This window comes from Methylophaga sulfidovorans (assembly GCF_900114205.1).
GTDB lineage: Bacteria > Pseudomonadota > Gammaproteobacteria > Nitrosococcales > Methylophagaceae > Methylophaga > Methylophaga sulfidovorans.
In genome coordinates this window covers 33,044-56,704 of the sequence record NZ_FOSH01000012.1, presented here as the reverse complement: position 1 = coordinate 56,704, position 23,661 = coordinate 33,044, and the positions used below count along the sequence as shown (strand labels likewise).

Annotated in this window: 21 protein-coding genes and 2 riboswitches; of the genes, 11 read left to right on the top strand and 10 right to left on the bottom strand. The window is 43.9% G+C overall.

Features of this window, described 5'->3' with window-relative positions:
• The 4 genes from BM232_RS14805 to BM232_RS10715 all read right to left on the bottom strand — a co-directional run.
• Positions 1 to 1,235: hypothetical protein (locus tag BM232_RS14805; protein WP_218153334.1), on the bottom strand; the 1,235-nt coding region annotated here is incomplete at its 3' end.
• Positions 1,232 to 3,031: a VWA domain-containing protein gene (locus BM232_RS10725; RefSeq protein WP_091714499.1), complete on the bottom strand. Its 1,800-nt coding sequence runs from the start codon at positions 3,029 to 3,031 to the stop codon at positions 1,232 to 1,234. The genes BM232_RS10725 and BM232_RS14805, both read right to left, overlap by 4 nt.
• 108 nt (positions 3,032 to 3,139) lie before the next feature.
• Entirely contained in the window at positions 3,140 to 4,330 is a 1,191-nt protein-coding gene (locus BM232_RS10720) for an O-succinylhomoserine sulfhydrylase (RefSeq protein WP_091714497.1), read from the bottom strand.
• Positions 4,331 to 4,458: 128 nt separating this feature from the next.
• The gene (locus BM232_RS10715; protein ID WP_091714495.1) at positions 4,459 to 6,285 is read right to left on the bottom strand and encodes a TonB-dependent receptor domain-containing protein; all 1,827 of its coding nucleotides are present in this window, start codon (positions 6,283 to 6,285) and stop codon (positions 4,459 to 4,461) included.
• Positions 6,286 to 6,346: 61 nt separating this feature from the next.
• A riboswitch (cobalamin riboswitch) is annotated at positions 6,347 to 6,539 on the bottom strand.
• Positions 6,540 to 6,640: 101 nt separating this feature from the next.
• A riboswitch (cobalamin riboswitch) is annotated at positions 6,641 to 6,835 on the top strand.
• A gap of 55 nt (positions 6,836 to 6,890) precedes the next feature.
• Between BM232_RS10715 and BM232_RS10710 the strand changes: the two genes are divergently transcribed.
• The 10 genes from BM232_RS10710 to cobO are packed head-to-tail and all read left to right on the top strand — an operon-like array spanning position 6,891 to position 15,685.
• Positions 6,891 to 7,472 (top strand): hypothetical protein, encoded by a 582-nt coding sequence (locus tag BM232_RS10710; protein WP_091714492.1) that lies wholly within the window; start codon positions 6,891 to 6,893, stop codon positions 7,470 to 7,472.
• A 5-nt stretch (positions 7,473 to 7,477) separates the two neighbouring features.
• The gene (locus BM232_RS10705; RefSeq protein WP_091714489.1) at positions 7,478 to 8,767 is read left to right on the top strand and encodes a cobyrinic acid a,c-diamide synthase CobB; all 1,290 of its coding nucleotides are present in this window, start codon (positions 7,478 to 7,480) and stop codon (positions 8,765 to 8,767) included.
• Entirely contained in the window at positions 8,764 to 9,426 is a 663-nt protein-coding gene (gene bluB, locus BM232_RS10700; RefSeq protein ID WP_091714486.1) for a 5,6-dimethylbenzimidazole synthase, read from the top strand. The genes BM232_RS10705 and bluB overlap by 4 nt, the downstream gene beginning before the upstream one ends.
• A complete protein-coding gene (cbiB, locus tag BM232_RS10695) occupies positions 9,423 to 10,331 on the top strand; it encodes an adenosylcobinamide-phosphate synthase CbiB (RefSeq protein ID WP_091714483.1) in 909 nt (302 codons plus the stop codon). The genes bluB and cbiB overlap by 4 nt, the downstream gene beginning before the upstream one ends.
• A complete protein-coding gene (cobD, locus tag BM232_RS10690; RefSeq protein WP_091714481.1) occupies positions 10,324 to 11,313 on the top strand; it encodes a threonine-phosphate decarboxylase CobD in 990 nt (329 codons plus the stop codon). The genes cbiB and cobD overlap by 8 nt, the downstream gene beginning before the upstream one ends.
• Entirely contained in the window at positions 11,310 to 12,773 is a 1,464-nt protein-coding gene (locus BM232_RS10685; protein WP_091714479.1) for a cobyric acid synthase, read from the top strand. Before cobD ends, BM232_RS10685 begins: the two co-directional genes overlap by 4 nt.
• A complete protein-coding gene (cobU, locus tag BM232_RS10680) occupies positions 12,773 to 13,300 on the top strand; it encodes a bifunctional adenosylcobinamide kinase/adenosylcobinamide-phosphate guanylyltransferase (RefSeq protein ID WP_091714576.1) in 528 nt (175 codons plus the stop codon). The genes BM232_RS10685 and cobU overlap by 1 nt, the downstream gene beginning before the upstream one ends.
• Positions 13,284 to 14,345, top strand: coding sequence for a nicotinate-nucleotide--dimethylbenzimidazole phosphoribosyltransferase (gene cobT, locus BM232_RS10675; protein ID WP_091714477.1), 1,062 nt, complete (start codon positions 13,284 to 13,286; stop codon positions 14,343 to 14,345). Before cobU ends, cobT begins: the two co-directional genes overlap by 17 nt.
• The gene (locus BM232_RS10670; protein WP_091714474.1) at positions 14,345 to 15,067 is read left to right on the top strand and encodes an adenosylcobinamide-GDP ribazoletransferase; all 723 of its coding nucleotides are present in this window, start codon (positions 14,345 to 14,347) and stop codon (positions 15,065 to 15,067) included. Before cobT ends, BM232_RS10670 begins: the two co-directional genes overlap by 1 nt.
• A gap of 9 nt (positions 15,068 to 15,076) precedes the next feature.
• Positions 15,077 to 15,685: a cob(I)yrinic acid a,c-diamide adenosyltransferase gene (gene cobO, locus BM232_RS10665; RefSeq protein WP_091714472.1), complete on the top strand. Its 609-nt coding sequence runs from the start codon at positions 15,077 to 15,079 to the stop codon at positions 15,683 to 15,685.
• Positions 15,686 to 16,029: 344 nt separating this feature from the next.
• Here cobO and clpA read toward each other — a convergent pair whose 3' ends face one another.
• The 6 genes from clpA to BM232_RS10635 form a co-directional block, all read right to left on the bottom strand.
• Positions 16,030 to 18,294: an ATP-dependent Clp protease ATP-binding subunit ClpA gene (clpA, locus tag BM232_RS10660; RefSeq protein ID WP_091714469.1), complete on the bottom strand. Its 2,265-nt coding sequence runs from the start codon at positions 18,292 to 18,294 to the stop codon at positions 16,030 to 16,032.
• A gap of 37 nt (positions 18,295 to 18,331) precedes the next feature.
• Positions 18,332 to 18,658, bottom strand: a complete 327-nt coding sequence (clpS, locus tag BM232_RS10655) for an ATP-dependent Clp protease adapter ClpS (RefSeq protein ID WP_091714466.1) — start codon at positions 18,656 to 18,658, stop codon at positions 18,332 to 18,334.
• 8 nt (positions 18,659 to 18,666) lie between these two features.
• Complete coding sequence (gene grxD, locus BM232_RS10650) at positions 18,667 to 18,978, bottom strand: Grx4 family monothiol glutaredoxin (RefSeq protein WP_091714463.1); 312 nt, start codon at positions 18,976 to 18,978, stop codon at positions 18,667 to 18,669.
• Positions 18,979 to 19,053: 75 nt separating this feature from the next.
• Entirely contained in the window at positions 19,054 to 19,899 is an 846-nt protein-coding gene (gene serB, locus BM232_RS10645; protein ID WP_091714461.1) for a phosphoserine phosphatase SerB, read from the bottom strand.
• Positions 19,900 to 19,972: 73 nt separating this feature from the next.
• Complete coding sequence (gene ppa / locus BM232_RS10640; protein ID WP_091714458.1) at positions 19,973 to 20,512, bottom strand: inorganic diphosphatase; 540 nt, start codon at positions 20,510 to 20,512, stop codon at positions 19,973 to 19,975.
• Between the two features lie 165 nt (positions 20,513 to 20,677).
• A complete protein-coding gene (locus BM232_RS10635) occupies positions 20,678 to 21,466 on the bottom strand; it encodes a sulfite exporter TauE/SafE family protein (protein ID WP_245752915.1) in 789 nt (262 codons plus the stop codon).
• A gap of 151 nt (positions 21,467 to 21,617) precedes the next feature.
• Between BM232_RS10635 and BM232_RS10630 the strand changes: the two genes are divergently transcribed.
• Positions 21,618 to 23,627: a sodium-translocating pyrophosphatase gene (locus tag BM232_RS10630; protein WP_091714453.1), complete on the top strand. Its 2,010-nt coding sequence runs from the start codon at positions 21,618 to 21,620 to the stop codon at positions 23,625 to 23,627.
• The last annotated feature ends 34 nt before the right edge of the window (positions 23,628 to 23,661 follow it).

The following is a 23,661-nucleotide window of genomic DNA, read 5'->3' as shown; positions in this document are numbered from 1 at the left end:
TCTGGCTCTGGCTCTGGCTCTGGCTCTGGCTCTGGCTCTGGCTCTGGCTCTGGCTCTGGCTCTGGCTCTGGCTCTGCAATAGTTTCTTGTTGAGCCAGTAAAGTATCAATATCTTCGTTTTCAATTTGTTCTACAGATTCAGCTGTGGCGGGCTTTGCCTCATTCTCATCCGAATCTTGCAGAGATGCCAAAATCTCATCTACAGCACCCGGAATTTCAATATCATCACTGATTTCAGTAAACCGCTTGAGTTCTTCTTCTGTCAGTTCCTGTTGAATTGAATTGGGCTCGTCACCATCACCATTGATTTCAACCACATAGGCAGGTTCAGTTGCACCCTCGCTGTCTGAAACTTCACTTGTTTCTTCTGGCTCAGATGGTTCTGCATTTTCATCTTCAAGTGAAAAATCTTCACCGTCCAACAAGGCTTCCAGTTCATCATTACTTAATACTGATTCTTCTGGTGATGACTCGGATACCACTTCTGTTTCGATGTCAGTATTTTCATCAGAAACCGGGGTAACCAGCTCCTCTTCCTCAGTGGTAGAAATTTCGATATCAGCCTGATCATCGAACACCACATCTTCGACATGGTCATCACCAAAGGCTTGCTCATCACCTTGTTCCGTAGCTTGTTCAGCTTCTGCAGTATCATTTGATTCGGCATTATCCTCATCAATGACAACATCACTTTCCGCTGTTTCAGGCAAGACTGCCGCACCAGCAATAGCAGCTCCGGTGAGTTGTTGATACTGGCCGAGTAATCTCTCCATTGTTTGAGCAGCATGATCGATTTGTTGTTGTAAATCAGCTTCGCTTAGTGCACTTTTTTCTTCTTGACGCGATACAGCATGCGAACCAACAGGTTCAATATTTAAGGCAGCATCAACGGCTTGTTCAATCAGGTCCGGAATATTCAGAAATGCATTGGAGTCCTGCTCGATATAGTTTTTTACCAGACTCTTCTGAATACGGCGTTCACGCTCAAGAAAATCATTGACTTCAGCTTTCAGTGCTTCATCGCTCAAACCATATTTTTCTTGCAGAACCTGGCTCAGGTTCTGTTCTCTGACTTCCCTGTTGCGTTTAATCTTTTTTACAGCATTACTACTGGCACTATGTACTTTACTTTGTTTTTTTCGATTACTTATCAGTAAGATGCCTGCAATAATGGCAAAAATAAGCGCAAGTTCATAAGCCAAAAACTCCAGCATCGGGTCGGTTAGATTTATCAAAGCGTATCTCCTACCGCCATAGTGGCTGCATTCTGTCTACGCCACCAAATCACACCAGCAATCAATAAACAGACAATAATGGCATTGCCGATCAGGAGTTTGGTGTTATCTGACATGGAGCTGTCTGAACTACCATCACTGTCTTCTAACATCAGATCATCATCCAATGGCATGATATCGATATTGGCCTCATCGTCACCGGTAATCGGATCTAGGATAGGTGTCAGTTCTTCGTCAAATAAGTCAACGGGCTCTTCAGCAGCTAATTCATCTTTTAATTGAATCGGTTCTGCCTGTAAAAACACAGGTCGTCCTTCAGGCGTTTCACCACGTAACTGAAGTGACAAGTCATATTTGGCATCTTTGGTCAGCTCAGTTAATGTCAGTTGCCAATTATTCGTATCGGTTTTCTGCATATCGTAGGGCCACTCGCTACCATTTTCTTCCCTTAATAATGCTTTTATCGACAAAGAATCCGGTTTAATGAGTGTTGGTTCAACCTGAACTTGAATCCGATGACTTCGACTGTCGCCGGGTAAGCGCTCAGTCTCAACATAATAAGGGGCTGCTATAACATTGATACTCTGGCGTCTCTGACGTTCAAATGTGGCACTTTTCAGCGTCACAATCACATCTTGTCTACCGGCAGTAAACTCCTCACCTAAGGTGGCATTAAACTGACTTTTTTGAGGATCCAGTATCATCGATAATCGCTTCTCTCCCTGCTCTGAGTTTTGCTTCAGTGAGCCATCGACGAGTTCAAGAAAATCTTTTCGGGTAATGGCTTTACCGTGATCAGTTAATGTAGCGTGAAAATCAAATTTTTCACCTTTAAGTACATTATTCGGTAAATCACTGGTCTCCAGTTTCATATCTGTTACCACCATCACCCTGTTATCAGGATCAAGTTGGGCGTCAATTCTCCACTCACCGATGGCAGGCTTTTCAATAGTAATCAGATCAAAGCTATCTTCGTGTAACCAACGCATTTTTTCTGACTGATCGAGCTCAGTAAGGGTTTTACCGTCAGGTGTTTTAAGTTGAGTTTCTGCAGAGCCAGCTTTACGAAAGGCGAGCACTGTCATTTCATTGACACTACTGTCGATTTTGAATTGATTGTCAGTCAGAGGCACGGTGTCTGGTTGTGTGGCTTTTTCAAACATATGCAAAAAAATACGCTGTAAATCATCAGCCGAATTGGCCTGTTGATACCAGCCATCCGTTTCCATAGAAATGGCTTTTAGTAATTCATGATCGGCATTATCTGACAGGGCAATGGTGTGAACGGCCAGATTCGCCGCTTTTAGCTTGGGAACAATATCATTCAAAATGCGTTGCCGTGATGCTTCACTGGCTTTATCGCCAGGCTGTAAATCGACAAAGCCATCTGATAATAAAATCAGGCTTTGACGCTGCTTAGGATCATTTTTGATGCCGGTTTTGGTGGCCTTCTGTAGTGCTAATTCAATATTAGTGTACAGACCTAGAGAATGTATTTTTGAGGATTTCTCAATAGCATTTTGGCGCCAGTCGTCATCTACTTTTTGCCATGGCACCAGCATATTCACCATCTTAGCGAAGGTCCAGACCCCAGCATTAGCATCATCTGGCATCAGCCCCACTAACATTCTGAGTGCTGGTGCCCGAAGGTTTTTGGGGTCATTTTTTTTCATGCTGCCTGATACGTCTATCACAACACGAACATCACTACTGGGTGTTTCAGCCGCTTGTGCCTGCCGTACTGGCATGGTTGCCAGCAACACTAATGGCAATGCGATCTTTAAGAAATCTAACATAGCAATCTACCTTGTTCATTATGCTGTCAGGCTCTGTCTTTAGGCTTTTTAAAGACATTTTTTTGACAGCTACTCCAATGTAGGCAGGGCTATGCAGGTTTTGTGCCGTTATTTAATGGCAGCAAAACCCCGGGCTAGATCCGCTTTAATATCATCAACACTTTCAAGACCAATAGAAAGTCGTAACATCCCATCAGAAATCCCCGATGCGGCACGTGCTTCTTCTGACAGACGCCCATGGGTTGTTGTTGCTGGATGCGTGATCGTTGTTTTGCTATCACCTAAATTCGCTGTGATAGAAAGCCATTCCAGTGAGTTGATTAAGGTCCAGGCATCCTTCTTTCCACCTTTAATTTCAAAGGCAATAATGCCACCAAATGCCGACTGTTGTTTCTTAGCCAGCTCATGCTGTGGATGCGAAGGCAAGCCTGAGTAAAAGACATGATTCACTAATGGCTGAGATTCCAACCAAGTCGCTACTTCAAGTGCTGACGCTGAATGCGCTTTCATTCTTAAATCCAACGTTTCCAGACCTTTAAGGAAAGTCCATGCATTAAATGGACTCATAGTAGGACCAGCGGTACGCAGGAATCCAAATACATCTTCACCTACGCGTTTGGCATCTCCCACGACGGCGCCACCAATACAACGTCCCTGGCCATCAATATATTTTGTTGCCGAATGTACAACGATATCAGCCCCTAATTCCAATGGTCTTTGCAATGCTGGTGTACAGAAACAATTATCGACGACTAATAAACAGTCATTGGCTTTTGCCAGCTTCGAAAGCGCTTCCAAATCAGCAATTTCATTCATTGGATTGGATGGCGTTTCCAAAAACAATATTTTTGTTTCTGGTGTAATCGCCGCCTTCCAGTCATCCAGATCGGTGAGTTTTACATAACTCGTACTAACACCAAATTTAGATAAATACTTATCAAATAAAACACGAGAAGTACCAAAAATACTCATCGACGAAACGATATGATCACCTGCAGATAATAAGGCCATCATTGTCGATAAGATCGCTGACATACCTGACGATGTAGCAACACAGGCTTCACCACCTTCTAAAGCAGCTAAACGCTGTTCAAAAGTGCGAACTGTGGGGTTGGTGAAGCGTGAATAAATATTTCCCTTTTCATCACCACCAAATCTGGCAGCAGCTTGTTCTGCACTCTCAAACACAAAGCTGGATGTCGGAAAAATAGGTTCTGATTGTTCTGACTCGGCAGTTCTTCTGTGGCCAACACGAACGGCTTTGGTAGCAAAGCCTTTATTGTCATATTTATCTGTCATGGAAGTTCAATATAAAAAAGATGTGACAATTCTATATTTTTAGTGGGCTACTGACCAGATGAATCCTGAGTTTCAGACAAAAAAATACCCGAAACATGTTCGGGTATTTTTATTGAATCTAAATAATTTTAAGGTTGGTAACTGATCGACAACATCACAGTACGACCTAGGCTGTAATAGTCCTCAACGGTTTCATAGTCTTTATTTAACATATTTTGTCCCGTTAACCTGACAGTCCAGTCTGGATCAACTTGATAAGCAACACGCAAATCTAACAGTCCGTAACCTCCAAGACGTTTAACATTATCGGCTTTATCATAGCTTTGCCCTCTTAACTTCCAGCTTGCGCCTGTAGACCAGTCTCCCCAATTCCGATCCAGGTGAAGATTAGCTAAACGTTTTGCTCTTCTGGGTAAAACATTGCCTGTTTTATCATCTTCCGGTTGTAAAAATGAAGCATCTGCAGAGACTTGCCAATCTGCCAAGGTTGTTGTGACTTCAAACTCAATTCCTTTGATCTTCGCCACATTGACATTAGAAGGCGATTTATCCCAAACGATCAAATTTCTGATCTTATTCTTATAAGTATTGACTGCCCAATGTCCCCAGCTAGGTGTGCCTTCTATACCAATACCATATGAGGTTGATTTTTCTGGTTTCAGGTCTGGATTACCTTTGTAGCCAGAACCGTCTAGAGGATAATAAAGATCATTAAATGAGGGAGTCTTAAAGCCCGTGCCAGCATTGGCTGTCAACCTTAAATCATCACTTAACTGGAAACCATAATCAGCCGTTCCCGTCGTTTCATGACCAAATGATTCATTGTCATCATGCCGGGCACTCATAAGCCAAGTATTTTTATCGACTTCAGCTTCCCAGCTTACAAAAATAGCTTTGTTGTCACGAGAGTCTTCGACGAAAGTATCAGAGCTATCAATCTTATCATTCTCATACTCTAGGCCAATATTGACACGGTGCTGAGTATTTAACTGAAAGTGATTTATCCACCCCGCATAACGATGACGAGTATTGTAATTCGTTGTTATCTCATCATCGACATAGTTTTGTGAACGATCACGCGACTCAGAGAGGTCAAAACTCATAGACCATGTATCGTTCACTGAAATATTATTATTTAGTCCCAGAATTTGTTGCACAGTATCTGTAACGTAATTTTTATTTACGCTATAGCCATCGTAGTGATTACGGGCATTCGCACGAAGCAGATTAAGATCTGTTGACCAATTTTCCATCCACTGTTGATTAACTTTTAACGATACACTTTGATTACGGTACCCATCATGATCTGGGTTTTTACCTTTTTGCGTGTTAATGCCATTTGTCGTGTCGTAGCTATAGCCAAGATTATATTTTGTAGTGTCGTTACCACCACTTATTCCAGCATTGCTTCGAAGTGTATTCTTTGTACCAGCAGAAACACTAAAATAAGGCGTTGGCTTACTAACTGAACCACTCTTAGTGAAGATTTGAATCACACCACCAATAGCTTCTGAACCATAAAGTCCAGCACGCGGGCCTCTGACAATTTCAATTCGTTCAATTTGGCTGACAGGAAAGTCTTGTAACGCTGACGAGCCTGATGTAGCGGAATACCATTTGACGCCATCGACTAAAACAAGAACATGATCGGAGTTTGTTCCCCGAATAGACACACCACTCGTCTTACCCAAACCACCATTCTGAGTCATATCAATGCCTGGAAAACGTGACAATAATGAGGCAAGGTCTTGAATTTGAAGCTTTTCGATGTCAGCTTCTGTAATCACTGTAGTCGGCGCCAATGCATTTTCAGTAGGCATACGGTTCGCCGTGACCGTGATGGAATCAAGTTCATCACTGGCGATGGCTGGTAAGGAAAGTAAAGAAGAAATCAGCGTGAATGCTGATAGACGCGTGCAAGCACGCAAAGGCAAAGCCTTTGAAAACAAGGTCATAATTGTCTCCTGAGGATACGCTCACCCGCGATCCAGGGTTAATAGGGTCACAACACATTGTGTTGTTATGAAACCTCAGGCCGGTCTCCGGACTTACGTTGTGGCTATCGCCTGACACATCGCCTTCCCACGACATTCGCAGTGGCTTAATGATGTGTTTTTCAACGCTTACCGTTGCGGGGGCAGTGTTGGATTTTTCACCAACTTCCCGTTTAACTCTGCATAAACAGAGCACCTGAAGAGCCGCGCATAGTAATGGCTTCACTTTCATCCGTCAAACTTGCGCTCTTCAACTATATCGACAGTACGGCTTTTTGCCTACACGTCAAATTGACAATATCTCGCATTAATCCTTATTCTATCCCGACTTTCAGGTGTTGCTAACGCGAGTAAACGGGAAGTCGGTGCATCGAGATGATAATGCCGACACTGCCCCCGCAACGGTAAGTGAGATGAGATAAACGTTATGCCACTGTACAGAGCTGTATGGGAAGGTGTTTATCAGGCAAAACTCACAAGTCCGGAGACCGGCCTGAAAATAAATCGTGCCTCTTGGCAAATTCAAAACCTATTGTGTGCGGGTGGGCACACTGGAGAATCACATCATGTCCTTATCTCGTTCTCAGCAACTTATTATTGCTGGCCTTTTAGCTGTCTTAATGTTTATGACCCGAGGTCATCATTTTGCTTCTGTCGAGGCATTACCCAGTGCATCATGGGCTATCTTTTTCTTAGCTGGTATTTACCTCAGTTCAGCAGCTTGGTTTCCCGTATTTTTAGTGATGGCTGCTGGTCTCGATATTGCCAGTGTGTTGTTGGGTGGCGGTGAATTGAGCAATAGTTTCTGCGTATCCCCTGCTTACGGTTTTCTGATTCCTGCTTATGGCAGCTTATGGATGGCTGGCCGCTGGTATGCATCGAAATACCAATTTAATGTTGCCACCTTATTACCACTTATTGGTAGTGTCTTGGTAGCAGCCACTGCAGCAACATTATTCAGTGGTGGTGGTTTTTACTTCTTCTCTGGTCGTTACCCGGATCCAACATTCACTGAATATACACAACGTTTTATTCAGTACTTCCCTAAAAATCTGGCGGTAATGAGTTTCTATTTGGTAATTGCGATGATTTGCCATGTGTCTATGCATTTCACAGCAACGGCACGACGAGCTGATCAGCAGCACTAATAGATATGCAGTCGCAGTCTTGCGCTGCTGTTGTTATTGCTGCACCTGCATCTGGCCAAGGTAAAACTACGGTCACAGCTGTATTAGCAAGGCATTACCGGCAGCAAAATAAACATGTTCGCGTATTCAAAGTGGGTCCAGATTTTCTGGACCCAATGGTTTTAGAGCAGGCGTCAGGTCACCCTGTTTATCAGCTTGATCTTTGGATGGTTGGCAAACAACATAGTCAGCAACTGCTAGCTGAAGCCGCTGAGCAGGCTGACATTATCCTGATTGAAGGTGTGATGGGACTGTTTGATGGCGAACCGTCCACGGCTGATCTGGCAGCAGCTTTTGGTATACCCATTCTCGCCGTTATCGATGCCAGTGCCATGGCACAAACCTTTGCTGCTATTGCAGTAGGTTTGGATCAGTATCGGCAAGATACAAAAGTGGCGGCGGTTATCGCCAATAAAGTCGGCAGTGAACGTCATGCCAATATGCTCAAAAATGCCTTGCCTCCATCACTTCCTTGTCTTGCTACTCTATTCCGACAAACGGAACATGCCCTACCCAGTCGATATTTAGGTTTACAACAAGCCAGTGAAATTACAGATTTAGAACAACGTCTGGGCCATACGCTTGAGGCATTTGATTTTGATGATTCAGTATCTTTGCCGAACATCGATTTTCCACTTAGTGATACTTCGCCTCTGCCATCATTACTTGAAGGTGTGAGAATTGGCATAGCCAAAGATGCTGCTTTTTCTTTTCTCTATCAGGCAAATCTGGATTGTCTGAAGGCATTAGGTGCTGAGCTTGTTTTTTTCTCTCCTCTGAATGATAACGAGCTACCTGACATCGACAGTCTGTATTTACCCGGCGGCTATCCTGAATTACATTTGGCGAAATTAAGCGTCAATACGCAGATGCAACAAGCTATCCAGCAGCATTATCATGCAAATAAACCTATTCTCGCTGAATGTGGCGGGATGTTGTACCTCTGCGAAACACTGACGGATAAAACAGATATCACTGCAACGATGTGTGGTATTTTGCCAGCCAGAGCTAAGCTTCAAGCCAGATTAACCGCGCTTGGTTTACAGGAAGTGACCGTTGAGAATCAAGTAATTAGAGGTCATACCTATCATCATTCTTTACTCAGCACAGAACTAGTATCAGAAATAAGCGGACAGTGTCCTAATGGCAAGTCAGTCAGTGAAGCGGTCTATCAACAACAGCGTCTGACCGCCAGCTATATCCATTTTTACTTTTACTCTAATCCTCATCTTATTGCAGCGTGGTTGGCACCATGAGTGATTCCCCTCATCAGTTTTCACAGACAGAACAACAAGCGGTTTACCGGGCAATAGCCGAACGTCGTGATATGCGTCACTTTCGACCAGATCCTGTTGCACCGGAACAGCTCAAACGTTTATTAATGGCCGCACATCAAGCCCCCAGTGTAGGCCTGATGCAACCCTGGCGAATTATTCGCATTACCGATTCCATTATTCGTGAAAAAATAAAAGCACTGGTAGAACAGGAACGCATTGAGACGGCTAGAGCCATGAACGAACGTGAAGATGAGTTTATGCGTTTAAAAGTCGAGGGTATGGATAATTGTGCCGAAATCCTGGTTGTCGCCCTATGTGATAAGCGTGAAGAACATATCTTTGGCAGAAGAACCATGCCGAATATGGATTTGGCCTCCGTTTCCTGTGCCATTCAAAACATGTGGCTGGCCGCCAGAGTCGAAGGTCTGGGTATGGGCTGGGTATCTATTTTTGAACCAGAAGCCTTGGCAGACTTACTCAAACTACCTTCAGGCGCCTCCCCTGTCGCCATCCTGTGCCTGGGTCATGTTAAGGAATTTTATCCAGAGCCGATGTTGCAAATGGAAAACTGGCGTCAGGGTATTGAACTTGACTCTGTTTTATATGAAAACCAGTGGGATAAACCGGCCAGTTTATGACCTTACTGTTTATTATTCTTGCCCTACTGCTTGATTGGTTACTCGGTGAACCAACCCGCCGTCACCCGCTTGTTGGTTTTGGTCAACTCACCAAAAATATTGAAAACAGACTGTACAACGCTAATGACGGCATCAAAAAGCAGTTTATTAAAGGCCTGCTTGGCTGGTTAGTGCTGGTCGCCCCTTTTGCTTTTATCGCTTCTTGTATCAGTGAAATTCCATCACTTAACCTGATATTCAGCGTTATCATACTCTACCTATGTATCGGGCATCGTAGCTTATACGATCATGTGACACCGATTATCAGCGCGTTAAAACAAGGTGATATTGAGCAGGCAAAAACCTTGACCAGCTATATCGTTAGCCGTGATAGAGAGACCTTACATATTCCTAAAGCCAGTATTGAGTCGATATTAGAAAATGGCGGCGATGCGATTTTTTCAGCCTTATTCTGGTTTATTGTAGCTGGCTTACCCGGTGTCGTTATTTACCGACTGAGTAATACATTGGATGCAATGTGGGGTTATAAAACCGAACGTTACCTCTATTTTGGTCGTGCTGCCGCACGTATTGACGATCTGATGAACTATATTCCAGCACGATTAACGGCGCTCAGTTATGCTCTGGTAGGCAATATCCGCTCTGGACTGCATTGCTGGAGAGAGCAAGCTAAACAATGGGATAGTCCAAATGCTGGCCCAGTTATGGCCGCTGGCGCTGGGGCGCTGGAAATAGAGCTGGGTGGTCTGGCACGTTATCACGGTGTTTGGCACGATCGTCCAACGCTTGGCTTAAATCGCGAAGCCAATGCAGATGATATTCCTCGCGCCTTACATCTAGTCACTGATAGCTTGCTGCTGTGGATAGCTGCCATCACCGTAATTACAGGTATCAGCTATGCTTGAACATGGTGGCAAACTCAATCACTACATTAAAAAATATGGTATCGCCCACCAGCATTGGCTGGATTTATCAACTGGGATCAATCCTAATGGCTGGCCCATTCCGGCATTACCCGAATCTGTCTGGACCCGTTTACCAGAGCAGGATGATGATTTACTCAACTCAGCGGCAGTCTATTACGGTAATCCATCTTTAATCGCACTTCCCGGCAGTCAGGCTGCTATCCAATATTTACCGCAATTACGTGGGCCATGCAGAGTAAAAGTGATAGCACCTTGTTATGCAGAGCATGCTTATAGTTGGCAAAAAGCCGGTCATGATGTTCAAGCAATTGCTCATGAAGATATTGATGCTGTGCTTCAGGATACGGATGTATTAATTATCATCAATCCAACCAATCCAAGTGGCAGGCAATATAGCAAAGAACAACTATTAAAATGGCATCAGCAATTACAACAAGGTGATGGCTGGCTGGTCATCGATGAAGCTTTTATTGACACAACACCTGAGAAAAGTCTTTCTAGTCTGCCAGTCATGCCTGGACTACTTATCCTAAGGTCCATAGGCAAATTCTTTGGTCTGGCAGGTTGTCGTGTTGGCTTTTTGATCGCGGAGAAAACAATTCTCGACAAGGTAGAAGAACATCTTGGCCCCTGGCCAATTGCTACGGCTTCTCGATATATCTGCACACAGGCATTAAAGGATCGTCAGTGGCAACAGTGTACTATTGAACAACTACAAAACCAGTCTCAACGTTTGGCTCAGTTGCTCAGTATTTATAATCTTAGTCCTACTGGCGGTACTGACTTATTTCAGTGGGTCACACATCCTGCCGCCAGCGTGATCCATCAACATCTGGCAAAACAAGCGGTATTAACCCGCTTATTTAGCTCCCCTGCCAGTTTGCGTTTTGGTTTACCGGCCAATGAGCAGCAATGGCAGCGACTGGAAAAAGCCCTGCAATCCCTGAGAGAAGTGTTATGAAACAGAAAACATTAATGATTCAGGGCACCACATCTGATGCAGGCAAAAGCACGTTGGTCACCGCCTTATGTCGTTGGTTTGTGCAGCAGAATTATCGTGTTGCTCCCTTTAAACCACAAAATATGGCACTCAATAGTGCGGTAACAGCAGAAGGTGGTGAGATTGGCCGGGCTCAGGCAGTGCAAGCACAAGCTTGTCATCTGGCTCCTCATATCGATATGAATCCGGTGTTACTTAAACCTAATAGTGATTCCGGCGCTCAGGTCATTATCCACGGTAAAGCTATCGCCAATATGGAAGCCCGCTTTTACCATGACTATAAGCCAATAGCGATGCAAGCAGTTTTGGATTCACATCACCGGCTTGAATCTAATTATGATCTGGTGGTTGTGGAAGGTGCAGGTTCACCGGCAGAGATAAATTTACGTGATCGGGACATCGCTAATATGGGTTTTGCTGAAGCGGTTGATTGCCCGGTTATTTTGATTGCTGATATTGATCGCGGTGGTGTGTTTGCCCACTTGGTCGGTACATTATCGTGTTTATCTGAATCAGAACAGGCACGCATTAAAGGTTTTATTATTAACCGTTTCCGCGGTGATATCAGTTTATTACAGTCTGGACTGGACTGGCTGGAAGAAAAAACGGGCAAACCAGTTTTAGGTGTGTTGCCTTATTTACATGGCTTACATTTAGAAGCAGAAGATGCGGTGAATACCCAACAAATAACGGGCTCGGATAAACAGCTTAATATTATCGTGCCGGTGTTACCCCGCATCAGTAACCATACTGATTTCGACCCATTAAGATTGCATCCGCAAGTCAATTTACAGTTTATCGGCCCTGATGAAACCATCCCAGCAGCCGATCTGATTATTTTGCCCGGCAGTAAACATGTTAGAGCTGATCTTGACTGGCTGCTTGATCAGGGCTGGGCCGAAGCTATAGATAAACACTGTCGTTATGGTGGCAAAGTATTAGGTATCTGTGGTGGTTTTCAAATGCTCGGCAATTTTATTCATGATCCTGAGGGTATTGAAAGTCAACCTGGCAGCAGTAACGGCCTTGGACTGCTGGATATGGAAACAACGCTGGCTGGCGATAAAACATTACGGCAAAATCAGGGGCAATTACTTATCAATAATGCGCCTGTCACTATTTCAGGCTATGAGATACATGCTGGTATCAGCACAGGAAAAACGCTGGAATCGCCTCTTATGAGCCTGTCGCATGGCCCAGATGGTGCCATCAGTGATGATAGACAGATTATCGGCACCTATCTGCATGGTTTATTTGAACAAGACGAGGCTGCACAAGCGTTACTGACTTGGGCAGGTATTAAGGATGTTGAGTCTGTTGATTACTGGCAACTTCGTGAAAATGACATTAATAAACTCGCAGAAATGATTGCTACACATGTTGATACAGAAAAATTGCTGCATATACTTGAGGACGCATGATGGCGACAACGTTAATCCTTGGTGGCACCAAATCAGGTAAAAGCCGCTTAGCTGAACAATGGGCATCAGCCACAAGTGAATCCGTCACCTATATTGCTACAGCTCAGGCGCATGATGATGAAATGGCAGAACGGATTAAACAACATCAGCAGCAACGACCAGACAACTGGCCAACCATTGAAGAGCCGCTTTATATCGGAGATGCAATAAAACAAGCAACAACAGATGTCGTGCTGGTAGATTGTTTAACTTTGTGGCTGACCAACCTATTATTAGCTGAAGGCGATCTGCTGACAGAACAAATATCCGCTTTTTTAGATATTCTGCAATTCATTGATAAACATATCATTATGGTCAGCAATGAAACCAATATGGGCGTGATGCCTTTGGGTGACCTAACACGTCGTTATTGCGATGAGGCTGGTGTATTACATCAACGTATCGCCAAAATCAGCGATAACGTCATCTTAACTGTGGCGGGTCTACCTCATATATTAAAAGGACAACTGCATGAACAGCTTTGCTGAATGGCTCAAAAAACCTGTTAAATTAGTAGATAAGACGCATGAACAAAAAGCCTTGGCACGTCAGCAGCAGTTGACTAAACCGCCCGGCTCTCTCGGACAGCTGGAAAACTTAGCAGTCAAAATTGCCAGTTTACAGGCCAGTGAAATACCTGACCTGACGCATGTACATATCACTGTTTATGCAGCAGACCATGGGGTCATGGCTGAAGGTGTTTCAGCATTTCCTCAGTCAGTCACCGCGGCCATGATAAGAAATTTTGCCAGTGGCGGTGCTGCTATCAATGTATTAGCTCAGGAGTTAACTGCAAAACTCGATGTAATCAATGTCGGTACAGTAGACACGCTAGAAGATATTCCTGGTGTATTAGATAAACGCATCGACGCTGGTACCGCTAATTTTTGCGATGGCCCGGCCATGACTGAGCATCAATGCCAGCAAGCCATATTAATTGGTCGTGATAATGTATTAAGTGATATAGAAAATACCCAACTCTATATTGCCGGTGAAATGGGTATTGGTAATACCTCTACTGCCACGGCTTTGGCCTCAGCCATTTTGAAATGTGATCCTGCTGACCTCGTGGGTCCCGGCACAGGACTAGATCTACAAAGTATTCAGCATAAACTGACGGTTATCCAGCGTGCACTTAAGCTACACGCAGACAAGCTGGAAGGAGATATTTTAACCCTGCTGCAATCCTTGGGTGGTTTTGAAATCGCTGCGATGGTCGGTGCCTATTTAAGCTGTGCCAAACAAGGTGTTCCAGTGCTTATAGATGGCTTTATCAGTACTACGGCAGCATTAACGGCTGAGAAAATACAGCCAGGCTGCAAAAACTGGTTTATTTACAGTCATCAAAGTGCTGAGCCAGGTCACAAAGTCGTTTTAGATGCATTAGACGCTAAACCATTACTTAAGCTGGATATGCGTCTGGGAGAAGGCAGTGGTGCTGCGGTAGCTGTTCCTCTACTTCGTCAAGCCTGCCTTTTACATAATGGTATGGCCACTTTTGAACAAGCCAATATTAGTAAAGGAGATAAATAATGTGGTTATCTTTTCAAATAGCGCTTCAATTTCTCACGATTATTCCTGTTAGCTATGCCAATGCAAGTGATCAGCAGCTTGGACGCTCCTTAATTTTTTATCCGGTAGTTGGCCTGATTATCGGGTTAATTCTAGCCGGCGTTATATCCTTTTTACCTGTTTCTTATAGTTTGCTCAGTGCTGCTTTATTACTTAGTGCCTGGGTACTGTTAACTGGTGGCCTACATATTGATGGTCTTGCCGACTCAGCTGATGCATGGCTTGGTGGAATAGGTAGTAAACAACGCAGCTTGGAGATTATGAAAGATCCTGCAGCAGGCCCGATTGCAGTGATTGTCTTAGGGTTGTCGTTATTACTCAAACTGGCCTTACTGGAAATCGTTATTTCTTCAGGCCAAACGTATGCATTAATCTGGAGCATTATCCTGGCCAGAACAGCAATGCCTTTATTATTCCTCACAACTGACTACGTCAGACCTAACGGCATTGGGGCGGTATTAAAAAACTACCTGCCAGTGAACGAAGTGAAATGGATGCTAATTATCACCACTGTCATTGCTTTCTTCTGCCTTGGTTTCACACCGCTGTTACTGGGTTTGATCGTATTCTTATTACTTCGCTACGCGATGGAGCATCGTCTGGATGGCTTTACCGGTGATACTGCCGGCGCGATGGTCGAATTGCTGGAAATCAGCTTTTTATTGTTTTTAATTGTGTTTTAGGAAAGTCCAATGTCTGATACTGAAAAAAGTGAACGTCATAAACAACGTATGCAACGCCATAAAAGTGTGGTCGATGAAAAAATTCAAAAAGCAGAAAAAGACAAAGGCTTATTACTAGTCATTACAGGTAACGGCAAAGGTAAAAGCTCATCAGGATTTGGTATGGTTGCCCGAGCTCTTGGTCATGATATGAAAGTCGGTGTAGTTCAATTTATCAAAGGTGCGTTCAGCACAGGGGAAGAATCATTTTTCCGCCGTTTTCCTGAAGAAGTGTCTTACCATGTCGTCGGGGATGGCTTTACCTGGGAAACACAAAACCTTGAACAGGATATTGCATCAGCTGAAAAAGGCTGGGAAATCTGCAAAGCTATGCTTAACGATCCAGAAATTGATGTTGTGTTATTAGATGAATTGAACATCGTCTTAAAAATGAAATATCTCAATGCAGAAACGGTTTTGAATGACATCGCTCAGCGACCAGAGATGCAACATGTCATTATCACCGGTCGAGGAGCCCCTGACAGCGTCATAGAAGCCGCCGATACAGTTAGTCGTATTGAGGATGTTAAACATGCATTCCGAGCCGGTATAAAAGCACAGAAAGGCATCGAATTATAAGCGCATTTTTACCCTGTCATAAAACTGTAAAGTTACTCACATTTTCTGTGGATAACTCTGTGATTAAGTTTGGAGTTAGTCGCTAAGTGCCTCTCCTACAAAGGCTCTTCTCAAAATGGTTAAAAAATAACCATATAATTTTATACATACAAATCAATAACTTATAATCTCGTCATTAAAAATCAGTCGCTTACGGGAACTTTTTAATACGTACTTTACAGAAAGATGACAAGTGTATAACTCTGTAGAAAAGTGTTGACATAGAGTGATCGACCAGCACAAAACAAAAAGCCCGGTAGTGTTCACTACCGGGCTTTTTTTGTTTCACTATTTTAATAGATAAATCAGGATTTGACGGCTTCGGCTGCACTGTCCATTTCCAGATGAATATCTTCATCTTTTAATGTCACGCGGACATGTCCACCACCTTTACTCAATTTACCAAATAACAGTTCATCTGCCAGTGGTCGTTTGATTTTCTCCTGAACCAGTCTCGCCATAGGACGAGCGCCCATTTGTACATCATAGCCATGTTCAGCTAACCATTGACGAGCAGCGTCATTTACCTCAATAGTGACGTTTTTATCTTCAAGTAACATTTCCAGCTCTAATACTGCTTTATCCGCTACACGAAGGATTGCATCCTTATCGAGTGGTTTAAACTGAATAATGCCATCAAGACGGTTACGGAACTCTGGTGTAAAGGTACGTTTGAGCGCTTCATTACCATCAGATGAATGATTTTCCTGTTTGGTGAAACCAATGGATGGTTTACTCATCTCAGCAGCACCCGCATTACTGGTCATCACCAGAACAACATGGCGGAAATCCGCTTTACGACCATTATTATCTGTCAATGTGCCGTGATCCATCACTTGCAGTAACAGGTTAAACACATCCGGATGCGCTTTTTCAATTTCATCCAACAATAAAACAGCATGAGGTTGTTTAATAATGGCATCCGTTAACAGCCCGCCTTGATCAAAGCCGACATAACCAGGAGGTGCACCGATCAGTCTTGATACGGTATGGCTTTCCATATATTCCGACATATCAAAACGAATCAGATCCACACCTAAGTTGTGTGCTAACTGACGAGTCACTTCGGTTTTACCAACACCGGTTGGACCAGCAAACAAGAAAGCACCAGTCGGTTTCTCTGGATGGCCCAGGCCTGAGCGCGCCATTTTAATCGCTGAACCCAGAGCAGAAATAGCTTCATCCTGACCGAAGATAACGCGTTTAAGATTATCTTCCAGTTTACGCAGATTATCTTTATCAGCATTGGACACTGTTTTCGCAGGGATACGTGCAATTTTTGCGACGATAGCCTGCACATCATTCACCCCAATCAATTTTTTACGTTTTGATTTAGGTACGATACGTTGTGCAGCCCCTACTTCATCTAAGACATCAATTGCCTTGTCTGGCAGGAAGCGATCATTAATGTGGCGATGAGCCAACTCAGCGGCCTGTTCAATAGCCGCGTTGGAATAACGCACATTATGGTGTTCTTCTAGACCCGGTTTGAGTCCCTTAAGTATTTCAACAGTTTCAGCCACACTTGGTTCAGGCAGATCAATTTTCTGGAATCGACGAGCCAAAGCGCGATCATGCTCAAAAATACCTCTGTATTCCTGATATGTCGTTGAACCAATACACTTCAGTTCACCACTGGCTAATAGTGGTTTTAATAAATTCGCCGCATCCATTGTACTGTTACCAGCACTACCTGCGCCAATCATGGTATGGATTTCGTCGATAAATAAAATTGCATGAGGCTGCTTTTTCAATTCACGTAATAACGCTTTCAGGCGTTTTTCAAAATCACCACGGTATTTTGTACCGGCAACGAGCGCACCCATATCTAGTGAATAAATAGTGGTTTCGGCTAAAACTTCAGGCACATCACCATGGACAATCCGTCTTGCCAGACCTTCAGCAAGGGCTGTTTTACCAACACCTGCTTCACCGACAAATAAAGGATTATTTTTACGACGGCGACATAAGATTTGCAGCGTACGTTCTAATTCATTAGCACGTCCAACTAAAGGGTCAATTTTGCCTTTGATGGCTGCTGCGTTCAGATTTTCAGCGTATAGCGTTAGCGGACTTTTATCCTCATCGGAAACATCCTCACTTTCTACTTTGGTTTCTGACTCTGAAGCGGCAGCACTATCGTCAACATCGCCGTGACTAATCGCATTAACGACATCAAGGCGTGTGACATCCTGCTTTTGCAGTAAATAAACGGCTTGAGATTGTTGTTCAGAAAAGATCGAAACCAGAACATTTGCTCCAGTCACTTCAGAACCGCCTGATGACTGAACATGCATAACCGCACGTTGTAAAATACGTTGGAATGCCAGTGTTGGTTGAGTTTCGCGCTCACTATCCTCAGCGAGTGTCGGTAGATTATCAGCCAGAAAATCGCTTAATTCCTGTCGTAAAACGGTAATATCTACTTCGCACGCTTTCAATACGGCCAATGCCTGACCATTTTCCAGCAGGGCTAACAGGAGATGCTCAACGGTAAGAAACTCATGAGCACGTTGGCGAGCATAATTAAATGCTTGGCTGAGGGTTTGTTCGAGCTCTTTACTTAACATGTTACGTTCCACCTTATTGGTTGGATATCGAACTAGGTCATTCCTCTTCCATCGTACACTGCAATGGATGTCCGTGGCTTTGAGAATAGCTGTTGACCTGTTCGACTTTCGCTTCAGCTATCTCATAGGTAAAAATACCACACAAGGCACTACCTTCGGTATGCACTTGAAGCATAGTGCGTGTTGCACGCTCACGCCCCATGCCAAAAAGGTTTTCAAGGACTTCAATCACAAAATCCATTGGCGTGTAGTCATCATTTAGCATAATCACCCGGTACTTGGGTGGTTGCTTCAAGTCTGGCTTTTCTGGAGCAACGGCATATTCGTTGTCGTTGTTCCATTCGTGATCATTTTCCTGACTCATGCCCTTTTTTAGCTCACTTCATCAATCATTTTTTTCAAGTCGCCGTTCTCATACATTTCCATGATGATGTCACAGCCACCGACTAATTCCCCGTTGATATACAACTGTGGGAAGGTTGGCCAGTCTGCATAACGGTGTAAATTTTCACGGACATCTGGCTCAGCCAATACATTGACATAAGCAAATTCTGCACCACAGGCAGAAATTGCTTGAGAGGCTCGACTGGAAAAACCACATTGTGGAAATTCAGGCGTCCCTTTCATAAACAAAATAACAGGATTTGACTCAATCGCCTGTTTGATTTTTTCCATTACTTCCATTATTCAATCCTCGTAGTTTTAGAATTTTATTGTGTTTGTTGAGATGGGGATGCTTTTTTATAATTCAAGCTTAGGCTAGTTATATTCAAGCTGCAATAAACCAAGAATTGCATCCAAACCATTATGATTTATCGCCGTCGCCGCCTGTTGCTGCACTTTTGGTTTAGCGTGGTATGCCACACTCAAACCGGCTGGCGCCATCATCAATAAATCATTAGCCCCATCACCCACTGCTATCGTTTGCTCAGCAGAAATATTTATTTTTTCGCAACATGCGAGCAGAAAATCAGCTTTGGTTTGTGCACCACAAATATCACCATCCACTTCACCGGTAAGTTTGCCATCTTTTTCTGCCAGCTTATTTGCCTGGGCAAAATCCAGTCCTAAACGCTGTTGCAGGCGATCAGTAAAGAAAGTGAAACCACCCGATACCAAGGCTAAACTATAGCCATGTTCTTTTAATGTAGACACCATCAATTCAGCACCGGGACTCAGTTTCAAACGCTCTTCATAAACACGTTCAAGTACAGCAACATCTAAGCCCTTCAATAGGGACACACGCTTGCGAAGTGAAGTTTCGAAGTCTATTTCACCACGCATTGCCGATTCTGTAATCGCAGCAACTTCGGGTTTTAAATTCATAAAATCAGCGATTTCATCAATACACTCAATGGTAATCAAGGTTGAATCCATATCTGTCACTAAAAGTTTAGCGGCACGATAATCAAACTGTTCGGGTATCAGATTAATATCGAAATCGTATTGCTGACGAAGCTGATGAACAGCCTCAGCATCTATATTAGATACGTGAGTCACCGTCGCATAGTGTTTATACCAGTTAAACTGACCAGAATACTGATGGGCGATCTGCTCTGCCAGTTCATGCGTGAGGCTTTTACCTTGAAGTACCAGTGTTGTCATAATTTTTCCGCACTAGATAAAAAAACGGCGAGCTGAAACTTCAGCTCGCCGAATCATTGTAAATCAGTCAGTTTTAAAATTGGGGCTTAACAGGTTCTGATTTGTAACGTTCTACACTGGCCACAATTTCAGTTTCTGCTTCAGCTTTACTTACCCAGCCTTCAACTTTAACCCATTTGTTCTTTTCTAAATCTTTGTAGTGTTCAAAGAAATGTGAAAGTTGATTCAACAGACGTTCTGGTAAGTCATTAATATCACGAACATCGTCGTACATTTTATCGTGGGGTACAGCAATGATTTTGGCATCTTCACCAGATTCATCGGTCATTTTCAACATACCAACTGGACGGCAGCTCACTACAGAACCACTGATTAGGGCATATGGACTGACCACCAGCACATCAACCGGATCACCGTCATCAGATAAAGTGTGTGGCACATAACCATAGTTGCATGGGTAGAACATCGCTGTGTTCATGAAACGATCAACAAAAAGCGCTCCGGTTTCTTTATCCACTTCATATTTCACAGGATCAGAATGTGAAGGAATTTCAATAATGACATTGATGTCTGTCGGCAAGTTTTTGCCTGAACCAACACGGTCGAGATTCATAAGGTTATGCTCCAGATAGCAAATAAACAAAGTCGCTGATTATAGAAGAAAAGCCTGTCAGGTTAAACTCTCAGCCAGTGAATACGCATTCTTCTTACTCTCAAAATCACCGTCAGAAAATATCTCGCGCACAAACTGTTCTAAAGAATCAGAATGACCACTGACTTAGCGGGCTAAAAAGAAGATTCCCAGTATAAAGAGAAATATTGAGAATAAACGGCTCAAAATGTGACTAGGCAACGTTTTTGCTAGCTTCGCTCCGAGAGGAGCCATCCACACACTGGTAGCAATAATGCCTAAAAAGGCTTGCCAGTGAACAAAACCACTTTGCCACTGGCCATCGATATGTTCCAGTTGTGAACCAATGACCATATAACCAAGCGCACCACTTAGAGCAATCGGTAAACCACAGGCTGCCGCCGTTCCGACCGCACGTTGCATTGATATTCCACTCATCACCAGATATGGCACAACTAATGAACCACCACCAATACCCACCATAGCCGAGACAATACCGGTAACTAAACCCGCAGAAAAAATACTCGGCGCGGCTAAAAACTTAGTTGAAACAGATTTAGGTGGCGGCAACCACATTTTTATTGCTACCAAGAGTGCAAACACACCAAACCAGATTTTTAAGATATGGCTGGGCATGGAACTAGCGATATAGGCGCCGGCAAAACTACCCAAAACAAGACTTGGAGCCAGCTTCTTCACCAAGTGCCATTGCGTTGTTTCATATTTATGATGTGCCAGCATGGATGAGATCGAAGTAACACTTATCGTCATTAAAGAGGTGGCAATAGCCACATGAATCGCTATCTCAGATGACATGCCTTGCCAGCCAAACACCAGCATGAGAATAGGCACAATGATAAGTCCACCACCGATGCCAAATAAACCAGCCAATAAGCCAGACACCATACCTGCAACTACATAGCCAATCCATTCCATTATAAGGGGTACTCTTTATTTCGGTTCAACCGGACAAGCCAGCATGATAAGTCTTTGACTTTACTTGGATATCTCAGGCGCGTATAAAAGATATAAAAACCATAATAAACGCGTTTCATACACACAGTTTGTAATCAAGAGAGGGAATTTTATGGCATCGCTCAGCTATGTTCCAATCATTCTTGGTGTTTTTGGTTTACTTTGTGCGTTTTTTCTTTATATCTCTATCCTGAAAAAACCAGCGGGCACCGGCAAAGTCGTTGATATAGGCGATCAGATTCATCTCGGTGCTATGGTGTTTATGAAAGCAGAATATTCACGATTAGCGATTTTTTGCTTATTGTCTATTTTAGCGCTGGGATTCTCAAATTTAGGTTGGCCAAGTGCCTTTGCTTTTTTTATCGGCTCTATCTGCTCAGCATGTGCAGGTTTTATTGGCATGTATGCCTCAACCAAAGCCAATGTCAGAACAGCAGTCGCCGCACAAAACCGAGGAATAGCAGAAGCCTTGTCCGTGGCCTTTTCTGGTGGCTCAATCATGGGACTCACTGTGGCAGCTATGGGCTTGCTGGGATTAGGTTTCCTCTACCTGCTCTACGGCCATGATCCTCAAACCACACATATCATTCATGGTTTTGGCATGGGCGCATCATCCGTCGCCTTATTTTCAAGAGTTGGTGGTGGTATCTATACCAAATCAGCCGATGTTGGGGCGGACTTAGTGGGTAAGGTCGAAGCCGGTATTCCTGAAGATGATCCCCGTAATCCCGGTGTTATTGCCGACAATGTAGGAGACAATGTGGGTGATGTTGCCGGTATGGGCTCTGATATTTTTGAGTCTTACTGCGGCGCTATCATCGCCAGTATAACCATAGCCTCAACGATGGGACTTGTTGCCATCAAGCAGCTGGCCGACACACAATCAACATTAATGTTTCTGCCACTGGCTTTAGCCTCTGCAGGGCTTATTTGCTCGATATTAGGCATTCTTAGTGTAAAGCTATTTTCCCAACAAGCACCTAACGTTGCTTTAAGAATTGGCACCATTGGCGCATCACTGCTTTTTATACTCGCTGCCTGGTGGCTGATTAGCCTGATGGGAGGCGTCAGTGAATTGTGGATTGCTGTGTTATCCGGTGCTTTAGGTGGCATTATTATTGGCCTGGTTACCGAATATTACACGGGCGGTGCACCGATAAAAAAACTGGCTGCAAGCGGTGAAACCGGGCCTGCTACTGTGATGATTTCAGGACTTGCTTTAGGCATGCAATCTGTAGCTATTCCAGTGATCACCATTGCTGCAATTATCTTTTCTGCCAGTTATGCAGCAGGACTTTATGGTGTTGCTATAGCAGCAGTCGGCATGCTGGCAACTGTCGGAATTACCATGGCTATTGATGCTTATGGCCCTGTTGCCGATAATGCCGGCGGTATCGCTGAAATGGCAGAAATGGGTAAACAAACCCGTGACATTACTGACTCCCTTGATGAATTAGGTAATACCACAGCAGCCATTGGTAAAGGCTTTGCAATAGGTGCAGCGGCTCTGGCGGCATTAGCGATTATCAGTGCTTATATCGAAACCATCAGTCATGGTGATGCCAGCTTTGTTTTATTGTTAAACAATCCACTGGTACTGATGGGCATGTTCCTCGGAGGCATATTCCCTTTTCTGGTGAGTGCTCTCACTATGACAGCCGTGGGCGACGCTGCTTTTGATATGATTCGTGAAATTCGTCGTCAGTTTAAGGAAATTCCCGGCTTATTAGAGGGAACGGCTAAACCAGATACTGCTCGCTGTGTGGACATTGCGACTAAAGCGGCTTTAAACAAAATGATTTTACCGGGCTTATTAGCAGTATTAGCTCCTGTCATTGTTGGTTTTGGCTTAGGATCTCAAGCATTGGGAGGCATGTTAGCCGGTGCACTTATCTGTTGTGTCATGATGGCTTTGATGATGGCTAACGCCGGCGGTGCATGGGATAATGCCAAGAAATATATAGAGAAAGGTCATCACGGTGGTAAAGGCTCAGAGATACATAAAGCCGCTGTGGTTGGTGATACCGTAGGCGACCCATTGAAAGATACCTCTGGTCCAGCTATGAACATTCTGATCAATGTCATGGCCATCGTCAGTCTGGTGATAGCCCCTCTCCTCTGACCTGACTCACAAGAGCGACTCAAAGGCCACCAAG